The organism is Actinomadura sp. GC306 (genome assembly GCF_004348665.1).
In the GTDB taxonomy this organism is placed as follows: domain Bacteria; phylum Actinomycetota; class Actinomycetes; order Streptosporangiales; family Streptosporangiaceae; genus Spirillospora.
The window spans coordinates 1-13,065 of the sequence record NZ_SMKM01000197.1 but is presented as its reverse complement, the minus strand read 5'-3'; the positions used below and the strand labels follow the sequence as shown (position 1 = coordinate 13,065).

General features: G+C 73.0%; 12 protein-coding genes. 4 read left to right on the top strand and 8 right to left on the bottom strand.

Annotation, left to right across the window (positions count from 1 at the left end):
• The coding region (locus E1200_RS34460; RefSeq protein WP_207933513.1) for a hypothetical protein at nucleotides 1-198 on the bottom strand (198 nt) is incomplete at its 3' end.
• 150 nt (nucleotides 199-348) lie between these two features.
• Between E1200_RS34460 and E1200_RS23775 the strand changes: the two genes are divergently transcribed.
• The gene (locus tag E1200_RS23775) at nucleotides 349-774 is read left to right on the top strand and encodes a Fur family transcriptional regulator (protein ID WP_131954287.1); all 426 of its coding nucleotides are present in this window, start codon (nucleotides 349-351) and stop codon (nucleotides 772-774) included.
• A gap of 137 nt (nucleotides 775-911) precedes the next feature.
• On the opposite strand, the gene katG is transcribed toward E1200_RS23775, so the two are convergent.
• The 4 genes from katG to E1200_RS23755 all read right to left on the bottom strand — a co-directional run bounded on the left by katG (nucleotide 912) and on the right by E1200_RS23755 (nucleotide 6,625).
• Nucleotides 912-3,140 (bottom strand): catalase/peroxidase HPI, encoded by a 2,229-nt coding sequence (katG, locus tag E1200_RS23770; RefSeq protein ID WP_131954286.1) that lies wholly within the window; start codon nucleotides 3,138-3,140, stop codon nucleotides 912-914.
• Between the two features lie 33 nt (nucleotides 3,141-3,173).
• A complete protein-coding gene (locus E1200_RS23765; protein ID WP_131954285.1) occupies nucleotides 3,174-3,605 on the bottom strand; it encodes a Fur family transcriptional regulator in 432 nt (143 codons plus the stop codon).
• A 170-nt stretch (nucleotides 3,606-3,775) separates the two neighbouring features.
• Nucleotides 3,776-5,653 carry a Na+/H+ antiporter NhaA gene (nhaA, locus tag E1200_RS23760; RefSeq protein ID WP_207933512.1) on the bottom strand — a complete coding sequence of 626 codons (1,878 nt, stop codon included), beginning with the start codon at nucleotides 5,651-5,653 and terminating at the stop codon, nucleotides 3,776-3,778.
• A 30-nt stretch (nucleotides 5,654-5,683) separates the two neighbouring features.
• Nucleotides 5,684-6,625, bottom strand: coding sequence for a pirin family protein (locus tag E1200_RS23755; protein ID WP_131954284.1), 942 nt, complete (start codon nucleotides 6,623-6,625; stop codon nucleotides 5,684-5,686).
• A gap of 151 nt (nucleotides 6,626-6,776) precedes the next feature.
• Here E1200_RS23755 and E1200_RS23750 point away from each other — a divergent pair, with 151 nt between their 5' ends.
• The 3 genes from E1200_RS23750 to E1200_RS23740 are packed head-to-tail and all read left to right on the top strand — an operon-like array spanning nucleotide 6,777 to nucleotide 10,370.
• Nucleotides 6,777-7,811 carry an iron ABC transporter substrate-binding protein gene (locus E1200_RS23750; protein ID WP_131954283.1) on the top strand — a complete coding sequence of 345 codons (1,035 nt, stop codon included), beginning with the start codon at nucleotides 6,777-6,779 and terminating at the stop codon, nucleotides 7,809-7,811.
• A gap of 4 nt (nucleotides 7,812-7,815) precedes the next feature.
• On the top strand, nucleotides 7,816-9,327 hold the full coding sequence (locus E1200_RS23745) for an iron ABC transporter permease (RefSeq protein WP_131954282.1): 1,512 nt from the start codon (nucleotides 7,816-7,818) through the stop codon (nucleotides 9,325-9,327).
• Nucleotides 9,324-10,370: an ABC transporter ATP-binding protein gene (locus tag E1200_RS23740; RefSeq protein ID WP_131954281.1), complete on the top strand. Its 1,047-nt coding sequence runs from the start codon at nucleotides 9,324-9,326 to the stop codon at nucleotides 10,368-10,370. The genes E1200_RS23745 and E1200_RS23740 overlap by 4 nt, the downstream gene beginning before the upstream one ends.
• A gap of 72 nt (nucleotides 10,371-10,442) precedes the next feature.
• Here the strand turns inward: E1200_RS23740 and E1200_RS23735 are convergent, their stop codons facing one another.
• The 3 genes from E1200_RS23735 to E1200_RS23725 form a co-directional block, all read right to left on the bottom strand.
• Nucleotides 10,443-11,006 (bottom strand): DoxX family membrane protein, encoded by a 564-nt coding sequence (locus E1200_RS23735; protein ID WP_131954280.1) that lies wholly within the window; start codon nucleotides 11,004-11,006, stop codon nucleotides 10,443-10,445.
• A 139-nt stretch (nucleotides 11,007-11,145) separates the two neighbouring features.
• Nucleotides 11,146-11,985, bottom strand: coding sequence for a universal stress protein (locus E1200_RS23730; protein WP_243708789.1), 840 nt, complete (start codon nucleotides 11,983-11,985; stop codon nucleotides 11,146-11,148).
• A 187-nt stretch (nucleotides 11,986-12,172) separates the two neighbouring features.
• Nucleotides 12,173-13,065, bottom strand: an 893-nt coding sequence (locus E1200_RS23725; protein ID WP_207933511.1) for a TerD family protein, incomplete at its 5' end; no start/stop codon positions are given.

Genomic DNA, 13,065 nt, shown 5'->3' with positions numbered 1-13,065 from the left:
GGTGGAGGGCGGGGGTGCTCGCCGGGCGGTGGCCCGGATCGGCGGCGGGTCCGTCGATGCCAGCAGTGTTGGCCGCACCCGATGGCGTGTCAACGGTTTTCGAAAAATTTCGAGAACATTTCTTGAATTGCGAAGGCATTCGAGCTGGTCAGGAACGATGTCCAGCGCGTCCAGTGCAACCGTGTCCACTGCGGTCACCGAAGGACGATCAAGAACCGGACGGAGATTCCGAAACTTTCGACAGCCTCGCCGGCGCGTCGGACCGGGGCCGAGGTCGGACACATACCACATCCGACTAGACTTGGGTTGCTCGTTGTCTTAAATCGTTCAAGAAGGTAGGTCCGGCGAATGACCGCATCCCAGACCACGACCACGGCCGGGGAGCTCCGCGGGGCCGGCCTCCGGGTGACGGCCGCCCGCGTCGCGCTCCTCGAAACGGTCCGGGACGGCGACCACCTCGGCGTGGAGGCCATCGCCACCGGGGTGCGCGACCGCGTCGGCCACATCTCGCTCCAGGCCGTGTACGAGGCCCTGCACGCGCTCACCGCGGCCGGGCTCGTGCGCCGCATCCAGCCCGGCGACAGCCCCGCCCGGTTCGAGGGACGCGTCGGCGACAACCACCACCACCTGGTGTGCCGCGGCTGCGGGGCGGTCAAGGACGTCGACTGCGCCGTGGGCCACCCGCCCTGCCTGGACCCGGTCGACGAGGCCGGCTACCTGGTCGACGAGGCCGACGTCACCTTCTGGGGCCTGTGCCCGCAGTGCCGCCCGTGAGCGGGCGCTGAAACGGCCCAGGCCGGCCCGAGCGGGCCGGCCTGGACTCACTTCTCCGGGCGGCGGGCACCGCGCTCAGCCGTCCGCTCGGACGCCCGGCGCGGTCCCCCGCCCCATGTTCGTGCTCAGGTTCGTGCTCAGGCGATGTCGAACCGGTCGAGGTTCATCACCTTGTCCCACGCGGCGACGAAGTCCCGCGCGAACTTCTCCCGCGCGTCGTCGGCGGCGTAGACCTCCGCGATCGCGCGCAGCTCGGAGTTCGCCCCGAACACGAGGTCGACGCGGCTGCCGGTCCAGCGGACCGCCCCCGAGGCGTCCCGGCCCTCGAAGACCTCCGCCTCCTCGGACGCCGGCTTCCACGTCGTGCCCATGTCGAGCAGGTTGACGAAGAAGTCGTTGGTCAGCGTCCCCGGCCGGTCGGTGAGGACGCCGAGCTCCGCCGCCCGCCCGTGGTTCGCGCCGAGGGCGCGCAGGCCGCCGACGAGGACCGTCATCTCCGGCGCGCTCAGCGTGAGCAGGTTCGCCCGGTCGATCAGCGCGTACTCGGCCGGCAGCGGGTTGGCCTTGCCGAGGTAGTTGCGGAAGCCGTCCGAGGTCGGCTCCATCTCGGCGAAGGACTCCACGTCGGTCTGCTCCTGCGACGCGTCCGTCCGGCCCGGGGTGAACGGGACCTCGATGTCGAAGCCCGCTTCCTTGGCGGCCTTCTCCACCGCGGCGCAGCCGCCGAGGACGATCAGGTCGGCGAGCGAGACCTGCTTGCCGCCGGCCTGGGCCGCGTTGAAGGACTCCTGGACGCCCTCCAGCACACGCAGCACCCGCGCCAGCTCGTCCGGCTGGTTGACCTCCCACGCGTTCTGCGGTTCGAGGCGGATGCGGGCGCCGTTGGCGCCGCCGCGCATGTCGGACCCGCGGTAGGACGCGGCCGACGCCCACGCGGTGGACACGAGCTGGGAGACCGACAGCCCCGAGTCGAGCAGCTTCGCCTTCAGGGAGGCGATGTCGCCGGCGTCGATGAGCTCGTAGGTCCGCTCGGGGATCGGGTCCTGCCACACCAGTGTCTCGCCAGGAACCTCCGGGCCGAGGTAGCGCGCGACCGGGCCCATGTCGCGGTGGGTCAGCTTGAACCACGCGCGCGCGAAGGCGTCCGCGAACTCGTCGGGATTGTCCTTGAACCGCCGCGAGATCGGCTCGTACACCGGGTCGAAGCGGAGCGACAGGTCCGTCGTCAGCATCGTCGGGTGGGTCCGCTTGGACGGGTCGTGCGCGTCCGGGACGGTGTCCGCCCCGGCGCCGTCCTTCGGCCGCCACTGCCACGCGCCCGCGGGGCTCTTGAACAGCTCCCACTCGTAGCCGAACAGGATCTCGAAGAAGCTGTTGTCCCACTCGGTGGGGGTGTCGGTCCAGATGCCCTCAAGGCCGCTGACGATCGCGTCGGGGCCCTTGCCGGTGTTGAAGGTGCTCTTCCAGCCGAGGCCCATCTGCTCCAGCGGGCCGCCCTCGGGCTCGGGGCCGACGTGGTCGGCCGGGCCGGCGCCGTGCGTCTTGCCGAACGTGTGGCCGCCGGCGATGAGGGCGACGGTCTCCTCGTCGTTCATCGCCATCCGGCGGAACGTCTCGCGGATGTCGCGGGCCGCGGCGATCGGGTCCGGGTTGCCGTTCGGGCCCTCCGGGTTGACGTAGATGAGGCCCATCTGCACGGCGCCCAGCGGGTTCTCCAGGTCCCGGTCGCCGCTGTAGCGCTGGTCGTCGAGCCAGGCGCTCTCGGGGCCCCAGTAGACGTCCTCCTCCGGCTCGTAGACGTCTTCGCGCCCGCCGGCGAAGCCGAACGTCTTGAAGCCCATCGACTCCAGGGCGACGTTGCCGGCGAGGATGTACAGGTCGGCCCAGGAGATCGCCCGGCCGTACTTCTTCTTGACCGGCCACAGCAGCCGGCGGGCCTTGTCGAGGCCGCCGTTGTCGGGCCAGCTGTTGAGGGGCGCGAAGCGCTGCTGGCCGGAGCCGGCGCCGCCGCGGCCGTCGCTGACGCGGTAGGTGCCGGCGCTGTGCCACGCCATCCGGACCATCAGCGGGCCGTAGTGGCCGAAGTCGGCGGGCCACCAGTCCTGCGAGTCGGTGAGGAGTTCGGCGATGTCGCGCTTCACGGCGGCGAGGTCGAGGCCGCGGAACGCCTCGGCGTAGTCGAAGTCCCCGCCGAAGGGGTTCGCGACGTCGGGGTTCTTGGCGAGCAGCTTCAGGTTGAGCCGGTTCGGCCACCAGCCGTGGTTGCCGCCGCTCTGGGTGGGGTGGGGGGCGCGCTGGTGGGCGACCGGGCAGCCGCCTTCACCCTGGGCGTTCGCGCCGTTGGCGATCGACTCTTTGTCCGACATGGGTTCCTTCCAAGGGCTGTGCGAAGAGATGGGTCAGGAGCTCTGGCCGGTGGAGCAGGAGGGGCACCGGCCCCAGTAGATGACCTCGGCTTCGTCGATCGAGAAGCCTCGGCCGTCCGAGGCGGTCAGGCAGGGCATCTCGCCGACGGCGCAGTCGACGTCGGCGATGGTGCCGCACGACCGGCACACGACGTGGTGGTGGTTGTCGCCGACCCGCGCCTCGTAGCGCGCCACGGAGCCGGACGGCTGGATGCGCCGCACCAGGCCCGCCGCGGTCAGCGTCCGCAGCGAGTCGTACACGGCCTGGTGGGACACCGTGGGCAGGTCCCGGCGCACCGCACCGATGATCTTCTCGGTGTCGGCGTGGGGGTGCGCGTGGACCGCGCTCAGCACCGCGACACGGGGACGGGTCACGCGCAGCGCGGCCCCGCGGAGCAGGTGCTGGAAGTCCGACGGTGCCGCCACGTCGGACAGACTGGCTCAGTTTCTGGAGTCAGTCAAGAATGGGAGCAAATCAAGTTTGTGTCGGTTCCGGCGGGTCGGCCGCGCGGGCGGGGGTTGATCGTTTCATCCGGCGGCGTCCGCCCGCAAAGGTCCAGGTGCCCCGGGGACGGCACGTCCCGCGCGCGCGGCGTTCACCGGGTCGACAGGTCGCCGGCCAGCCGGAGCTCCCGCGCGAGCGACTCCGCGTCGTAGGGGCCGGTGTGGCGCCGCCCGCCGATGAAGAAGGTCGGGGTGCCGGTCGCGCCGCTCGCCTCGGCGCTGGCGACGTCCGCCCGCACCCGCGCGGCCGTGCTCTCCTCGTCGAGGTCGCGCAGGAACTGCTCGACGTCGAGCCCGATGTCGGCGGCGTAGCCGGCGACGTCCTCGTACTCCAGTTCGCCCTGGTGCTCGAAGAGCAGGTCGTGCATCTCCCAGAAGCGCCCCTGCGCGTCGGCGGCGACGGCGGCGCGGGACGCGAACTCGGCGTGCGGGTGGACGTCCGGGAGCGGCAGGTGGCGGAAGACATACCGCAGCTCGTCGCCGAAGCGGGCGCGCAGCTCGGCGGTCACCCCGGTGGAGCGGGCGCAGAACGGGCATTCGAAGTCGGCGTACTCGACGAGCGTCAGCGGCGCGTCGTGCGGGCCCTTGATGTGGTCGAACTCCGGGTCCACCGGCCGGTCGAGGACGCGGGGCAGGTCCGCCTCCGTCTGGCCGCGCAGGACCCTCGCCGCCCGGAACACCAGCCAGCCGAGGACGGTCGCGAACACCGCCCCCAGGAGCACCCCGACAATCGCCTCGTCGCGCAGGTCCCGGTCGGTGAAGGCCAGCCGGGCGATCAGCAGGGAGACGGTGAACCCGATCCCGGACAGCGCGGCACCGCCGAACACCTGCTCGACGCTGACGCCCCGGGGCAGGCTCCCGAGGCGGAACCGCGCGGCCAGGACGGCGCTCAGCCCCACCCCGAGCGGCTTGCCCACGACGAGGCCGACGATCACGGCCCACGTGACCGGCGAGGTGAGCGCGTGCCCGAGCACGCCGCCGCGCAGGTCGACTCCCGCGTTCGCCAGCGCGAACAGCGGGACGACGAGAAAGCTCGTCCACGGGTGCAGGACGGTCTGCAGGCGCTCGTTGACCGAGACCGCGCGCTGCAGCCCGAGCCGCGCCGACATCCCGAGGTCGGCCATCGGCGACTGCCGGAACGCGCGGAAGTGCCGGGCCGCCCGCTCCACCGCCTCCCGGGCGCGCGGATGGGCGGGGATGAGCAGGCCGCCGAGCATCCCGGCGATGGACGCGTGCAGGCCGGCCTCGACGGTCGCCACCCACAGCGCCACGACGACCAGGACGTACGGGGCCGCGCGCCACACGTCCAGCCGGTTCAGCAGGACCGGCACCGCGCACAGCGCGAGCATGACGAGCAGCGGCCCCGGTCGCAGCTCATCCGAGTAGACCGCGCCGATGACGGTCACGGCCACGATGTCGTCGATGACGGTGAGGGCGAGGAGGAAGACGCGCAGCTGCGTCGCGAACCGGGGGCCGACCACGGCGAGCGCGCCCAGCATGAACGCCGTGTCGGTGCCGATGACGATGCCCCACCCGTTCGCGGCCTCTCCCCCGGGCGCGACGAGCAGGTACAGCGCCGCGGGGACGACCATCCCGCCGACCGCGCCGATGACCGGGATCGCGACGCGGCGGCGGCTGGTCAGCTCACCGACGCTGAGCTCGTACCGGACCTCCATCCCGATCACGAAGAAGAACAGCGCCATGAGGCCGTCGCTGACCCAGTGCCCGAGGTCCATCGTCAGCTCGGCGCCGCCGAACGTCAGCGACGCCTCCGTCGCCCAGAGGGACTCGTAGTACCCCGACCACGGCGAGTTCGCCCAGACCATGGCGACCACGACGGCCGCGAGCAGCAGCCCGGCGCCGCCGACCTCCGTCGCCAGGAACTGCCGTACCGGGCCGGACAGCTGTGCGAGCAGGGCCTGCCTCTTGACCCGGGTCTGGGAATCGTCTCGCTTCTTCCGCCACCTCACCGGGCCATCAAACCAGGCGGCGGATCACCGTCAGCGCGCGGTGCGCCGCCACGGGGGCGGCCCCACCGGGATGCGGGGAAGGGCGCTGCGCACCCGCCCGAACCGGTCGTCCTGGGCGGACCAGGAGGCGTAGGCGGCGTCGATCTCCTCCTGGGTGCGGCCGACGAAGTTCCACCACATCATGATCGGCGTCTCGAACGGCTCGCCGCCGAGCAGGATCGCGCGGGCCGGCTCGCGCACCTCGACGCGCAGCTCGTCCCGTCCCTCGCCGAGGTAGCCCAGCTTCCCGGGCCGCAGCGGCTCGCCGTCGATGGCGACGGCGCCTTCGAGGACCACGACGGCGTACTCGAAGTCGGCGCGCAGCGGCACCGTCGCGGTGCCCCGCAGGTCGAGGTCGACGCCCACCAGCGGGGTGTCGTACCGGGCCGGGCTGGCGAGGCCGCCGAACTCGCCGACCAGCACCGTCGCCACCCCGTCCTCCAGGCCCGTGCGCGGCAGCTCGGCGTGGTGCTCGAAGTCGGCGGCGCCGTGCCGGGTCGCCTCGGGCAGGGCCACCCAGAGCTGGATGCCCTCCAGGGTGCCGCGGTAGTGGCCGGTGGCCTCCTCGGAGTGGGAGACGCCGTCGCCGGACGTCATCAGGTTGAGCTGGCCCGGCCGGATGACCTGCTCGGAGCCGAGGCTGTCGCGGTGCAGCACCTGCCCGTCGGTGAGCCAGGTGACGGTCTGCAGCCCGATGTGCGGGTGCGGGCCGATGTCGAGGCCGCTCTCCTCGGTGACGTCGGCGGGCCCCATGTGGTCGGCGAAGCACCACGCGCCGACCGTGCGGCGCCCCCGGCGCGGCAGCGCCCGGCGCACCCGGAACTTCCCGACCGTCGCCTCGCGGCTGTCGTTCACCTCCACGCACGGCGCCGTGGCGTGGCTCGCGTCGGCCTGCGTCGCCGGGGCGTCGACGGTACTGACCGGACCGCTCATCGGAACACCTCGCTACTCGTCGGACCCGCCAGCGTAACCTTCCCCGCCGCGCCGCCTCCGATGCGACCGGAGGCGGGGGCCCATCGCGCCTCAATTTAGGCAAGGCTAACCTGAGTGCATCCCGTTCGGATCTGCGACCTCAGAGGCAGTCATGCATAACCCCCTGCGCCGTTTCACCCCCGTCCTGGCTGTGGCGGCCCTCCTCTCGCCACTCCTCACCGCCTGCGGCGGCGAGGACGGTGACGCCGGCTCCGACGACGCCGGCATCGTCGTCTACTCCGGCCGCAACGAGAAGCTCATCCAGCCGCTGCTGGACAAGCTGGAGAAGGCCGTCGGCACCGGCGTCGAGGTCCGCTACGGCGGCAGCGCCGAACTGGCGGCGCAGCTCCTCGAAGAGGGCGACAAGACGGAGGCCGACCTGTTCTTCTCGCAGGACGCCGGAGCCCTCGGCGCCCTGGCCAAGGAGGGGCGCCTGGACAAGCTGCCCGAGCCGGTGCTCGGCAAGGTGCCCGCGCAGTTCCGCGGCAGCGGCGGCGACTGGGTCGGCGTCTCGGGGCGGGTCCGCGTCCTGGCCTACAACCCTGACAAGGTCGACAAGGCGCCCGACTCGGTCCGCGACCTCACGAAGCCGGAGTGGAAGGGCAAGGTCGGCTACGCGCCGACCAACGCGTCCTTCCAGGCGTTCGTCACCGGCATGCGGGTCCTGGACGGCGAGGACGCCACCCGCAAGTGGCTCAAGGGCATGAAGGACAACGGCGTCAAGGCGTACGACAACAACAACGCCGTGCTGGACGCCGTGAACTCCGGAGAGGTCTCCGTCGGCCTGATCAACCACTACTACTGGTACGAGAAGGTCGCGGAGAAGGGCGCGGACGGCGTCACCGCGAAGCTGCACTTCCTGCCGGGCGGCGACCCCGGCGCGCTGGTCAACGTGGCGGGCGTGGGCCTGCTGAAGGGCAGCGGCCAGCGGGACGCCGCGCTCAAGGCCGCCGAGTTCCTCCTCTCCGCGGAGGCCCAGACCTACTTCAGCGACGAGACCAAGGAGTACCCGCTGGCCGCCGGGGTCACCAGCAAGGTCCCGGACCTGCCGCCCCTGGAGTCGCTCAAGGCCCCGGAGATCGACCTCGGCAAGCTGGAGTCGCTGCAGGAGACCCTGGCGATGCTGCAGGAAGCCGGAATGGTCTGACCGGATGACCGGAGGACGCGCACCCTGGGTCCTGCTGGGACCGGCGTGCCTGGCCGGGGCCCTCGCTCTGCTGCCGCTCGGCTACCTCGCCGTGCGCGCGCTGGAGCGAGGCCCCGGCTTCGCCTGGAGCGTCGTCACCACCGAGGGCACCGCCCAGCTCATGGGCCGCAGCCTGGCCCTCGCCACCGCGGTGGTGCTGGCCTGCCTGATCCTGGGGATCTCCCTGGCCTGGCTGACCGTGCGCACCGCGCTCCCCGGCGTCCGCTGGTGGGCGGTCGCGGCGACCCTGCCGCTGGCCGTGCCGAGCTACGTCGCGGCCTTCGCGTGGCTGTCGGCGGTGCCGGGCCTCACCGGCTTCACCGGGTCGGCCGTGTCGCTCACCCTGGTCAGCTACCCCTACGTCTACCTGCCGGTCGCCGCCGCCCTGCGCGGGCTCGATCCGGCGCACGAGGAGGCGGCCAGGTCCCTCGGGCTGGGGCCGGTCGCCACGTTCGTCCGCGTCGTCCTCCCGCACCTGCGCCCGGCGGCCGCCGGAGGCGGGCTGCTGGTCGCGCTCTACGTCCTGTCCGACTTCGGCGCGGTTTCGCTGATGCGGTACGACACGTTCACCCGCGGCATCTACGTCTCCTACCAGGCCAGTTTCGACCGCACACCGGCCGCCGCCCTGAGCGTCGTCCTCGTGCTGATGACCGTGGGCCTCGTCGCGCTGGAGACGCGCACCCGGGGGCGGCGCCGGCACGCGAGAACCGGTTCCGGGACCGCGCGCCCGCCCGTCCCGGTGCCGCTCGGGCGGATGGCGGCGCCCGCGCTGGCCTGGTGCGGGGCGGTCGTCTCCGCCGCCGTCGTCTTCCCGCTGGCCACCCTCGCCTACTGGCTGGTGACGGGGCAGCGCTCCACGTGGGACCTCCCCAGGTTCGCCGAGACCGCGGGCGCCACGCTCGGCGCCGCCGCGGCCGGGGCCCTGCTCACCACCGTGCTCGCGCTGCCGGTCGGCGTGGTCGCGGCCCGCTACCGGGGACGGGCCGCGGAGCTGCTGGAGCAGGCCGCCTACGCCGGGCACGCCCTGCCCGGCATCACCGTCGCCCTCGCGCTGGTCTTCTTCGCGGTCCGCTACGTCCATCCGATCTACCAGGAGCTGCCGCTGCTGGTCTGCGCCTACGCGGTGCTGTTCCTGCCGATCGCGGTCACCGCCACCCGCGCGGCCGTCCTGCAGTCCCCGCCCGTGCTGGAGGACGTCGCCCGCTCGCTCGGGCACCGCCCGCTGCGCGTGCTCCGGACCATCACCGTGCCGCTCGCCGCACCCGGCGTCGCGGCGGGCGCCGCGCTCACGTTCGTGGTCTGCATGAAGGAACTGCCGGCCACCCTGCTGCTCCGTCCCACGGGCATGGACACCCTCGCCACCCGGTTGTGGACGGAGACCGGCGTCGGCGCCTACGCCGACGCCGCGCCCTACGCCGCCGTGCTGATCCTGCTCGCGGCGGTCCCCTCGTACCTCCTCGGGAGGCATCGCACATGACCGAACTGCGGATCGAGGGCCTGACCAAGGCGTACGGCCCGGACGCCACCGTCCTGGACGGGCTCGGCCTCACCGTCCCCACCGGGTCGCTGGCCGCCGTGCTCGGCCCGTCCGGCTGCGGCAAGACCACCCTCCTGCGCGTCATCGCGGGCTTCCTGCGCGCCGACGCGGGAACCGTCGCCGTCGGGGACCGCCTTCTCGCCGGACCCGGGACGCACGTCCCGCCGGAACGCCGCCGTATCGGCATCGTGCCGCAGGAGGGCGCGCTGTTCCCGCACCTCAGCGTGGCCCGCAACGTCGCCTTCGGCGTCGCCGACCGGGCCGCGCGCCGCCGCCGCGCCGCGGAGATGCTCGACCTGGTCGGCCTGGCCGGATACGGCGACCGGATGCCGCACGAGCTGTCCGGCGGGCAGCAGCAGCGCGTCGCCCTGGCCCGCGCGCTCGCCCCCGAACCCGCGCTGGTCCTGCTCGACGAGCCGTTCAACGCGCTGGACAGCGCGCTGCGCGCCGGAGTGCGGGCCGACATCCGCGCGGCGCTGCGCGCCAGCGGCGCCACCGCCGTCCTCGTCACCCACGACCAGCAGGAGGCGCTGTCCACCGCCGACCTCGTCGCCGTCGTGCGGGAGGGCCGGATCGCCCAGTGCGGTCCCCCGCACGAGGTCTACACGCGGCCCGCCGACCCCTGGGTCGCCGGCTTCGTCGGCGACGCCGTCCTGCTGCCCGCGCACGCCGCCGAGGGCACCGCCACCACCGCGCTCGGCGCCGTCGAGCTGCGCACGCCCGCGGCCGCCCCGGAGGGCACCGTCATCCTGCGGCCCGAGCAGCTGCGGCTCACCGACCCCGGCGAGACCGGCGGGACCGTGTACGGCGCGACGGTGACCGACGTCCGCTACTACGGGCACGACGCCATGGTCACGGTCGTCGCCGACGGCGTCGAGACGCCCGTCGACATCCGCGTCGCCGGCCACTCGCCGTTCCGGCCGGGCGACCGGGCGGGCGTGCGGGTCACGGGGCGGGCGGGCTTCCATCCCGGGCGGCCCTGATCCGCACCTTCCCCCGGACACGCCGAGGGGCGCCCACCGTGGTGGGCGCCCCTCGGGTGCGGTTCGGTCAGGTCACTTGAGGATGGGGAACCTCTGGGCCAGCTTGGTGTTGCTCCACCATTCGCCGAGGCCGAGGGTGTCGCCGGCCTTGACCAGGGCCAGCCCGATCAGGACGAGGGCGTAGATGAGGTGGTCGTCCATGAAGGGGTTGTTCTCCGGGGGCAGGACGGCCGTCCACATCAGGAACAGCAGCAGGGCGCCGCTGGCGGCGGCGATGCGCATCGCGATGCCCAGCATGAGCGCGGCGCCGATGCCGGCCAGGCCGATCATGAAGAGCCAGTCGGCCCAGGCCGCTCCCGCCAGGTCGTTGTAGAGGCCGGCGAACGGGCCCTTGGGGGCGTTGGCCAGGAACCCCTCGGTGGGGCTGGCGCCGTCGACCCACGCCTTGTCGGCGGGGGTGGCGTAGCCGAGGCCGAACAGCTTGTCGATGAAGGCCCAGGCGAAGATCCAGCCCAGCGCGATCCGGGTCACCGCCCAGACGTAGCGCGCCGCGGGCGACTCGGTCAGCGGCTTGGCTGCCACCACCCGGATCCGGGCGCCGCGTCCAGCAGGCGTCTTGTGCTCCGAGAGTGCCATGGCCTCTCACCTTCCATCCCATCGCCTTTGTTTCACCTTTAGTGAACCTTGCCCAGATTTCGGGCCATAGATCCAAAAGGCGGACGATCTTCGGGACCAAAGTCCCGGCAGTCGGGATGGAAGGCGTGCCACACCCGCGTCAGTCGTGCGGGACGACCGCGACCGGGCACTCCGCGTGGTGTACCGCCCCATGGGTGGTGGAGCCGAGCCGGAGCGTGTCCCAGTGGCGGCGGCGGGCGCCGACGACGGCGAGGCGTGCGCCGCGCGACGCCTCGGACAGCGCGGTGACCGGGTGGTCCATCGACACGTCCTCGACCACCTCCACCTGCGGGTACCGCTCGCGCAGGGGTGCGCAGGCCGCGACGACCTGCGCCCGCAAATCCCGGTTCACCGCCGCTTCGTCGATCACCCAGCTCGCCTCGACGGGCATCCCGTACACGACCCAGGCGTGGACGACCCGCAGCCGGGCGCCGTGGAGCGCGGCGGCCTCGAAGGCGTAGTCGAGCACCCGGTCCGACTCCCAGGACAGGTCGATCCCCACGACGACCTCGCCGCCGGCGGTGGCCTCCCCGCGGACGATCACGACGGGCACGGTGGACTGGGACGCCATCCGCCGGCTCGTGGACCCGAGCAGCATGCTGGCGAACCCGCCCCGTCCGCGGCTGCCCAGCACGAGCTCGAACGCCTCCTCCGACTGCTCGGCCAGTGCCTTCGCCGGCTCGTCCGCGACCAGGGCCGTCGTCGTCTCCAGCTCCGGCCACCGGACGCGGACCCCGTCGCGCACCGTTTCCAGAAGCGCCTCGCCGGCCTGGGCCAGCTCCTCGTCCTTCCCACCGAAGAGCTGAGGCAGGACGGGCCGCTCCAACGCATGGACGAGATGCAGGGGACGCTTCCGCAGGACGGCCTCGGCGGCGGCCCACTCCACGGCCCGCTCCGACTCCGCCGACCCGTCCGTACCGACCACGATCGCTTCCGACAAGATGAGCTCCCTTCGCGAGTTTCGGGCGCGCTACGCCCGACGGCCCACTACCCACCTTCCACGACGGCACCGAAAATCCACAGAGGCGAAGGTCCCCGCCACCACCCCGAACCGTTGACTTGCGGCGTGTTGTTGTTATCGGGCCGCCATAACAACAACACGCCGCAAGTCAACGAACCGGTGGGGGCTAGTCGTCGATGGTGACGCCGTAGGCGCTTGCCAGGTCGGCCAGGCCGTGGTCGTAGCCCTGGCCCATCGCGCGGAGGCGCCAGGACGGGCCGCGCCGGTAGAGCTCGGCCAGGAGCATCGTGCGTTCGGTGGTGGCCGCGTCGAGGGTGGCCTGGGCGAGCGGGGCCTCGCTGCTGCCGGGCGCGGCGGTGATCTCTATCGCGCCGACCGCCCCGAAGGTCTCGGTGCCGTCGATGGCGGCCGCGACGACGACCTTGCGCACGGACGGGCCGAGGCCCTCCGTGTCGACGGTGATCGACTGCTCGGTGGGGCCGTCGGCGGACAGGGAGACCGCCCCGCCGGGCGTCTCGGTCGCGCCGTAGAACACGAAGTCCTCGTCGCGGGACACCTGCTCGTCGCCGTCCAGGGCGAACGCGACGATGTCGACCTCGCAGGCCGTCTGGTGCGCCCAGGTCGCGGTGACCGTCCAGGTGGACGTGTGCTGCGTGACGGGCAGGTCGGTCACCCCGCCCCGCGGGAGGGTCAGCGGCCCCGGCGGAGCGGGCGCCGTCCCAGGGCCGGCCGCCTGCGCGGACGACGGGCCGTAGAGCCATGCCTCGTCGTGCAGCGGCAGCCCGAGGGAGCGGATCCGGGGCATCCGCCGGTCTTCTTCTCCGCCGGGGAGCACCACCACGTCGGTGACGCTGCTGGAGAGGTTCACCGCGGCGGCGCCGCCGAGTTCGGTGACGCGGGTCCGGGTCGCGGCGGCGCGGGGATGCGAGCCGCCCACGACGAGCACGCGCCGTCCGGTCAGGGCCTTGTCCGGTCGTGCCGGGTCCGGTCGTGCCGGGTCCGGTCGTGCCGGGTCCGGTCGTGCCGGGTCCGGCTGTGCGGGACGCGGGGCCTCGCGGG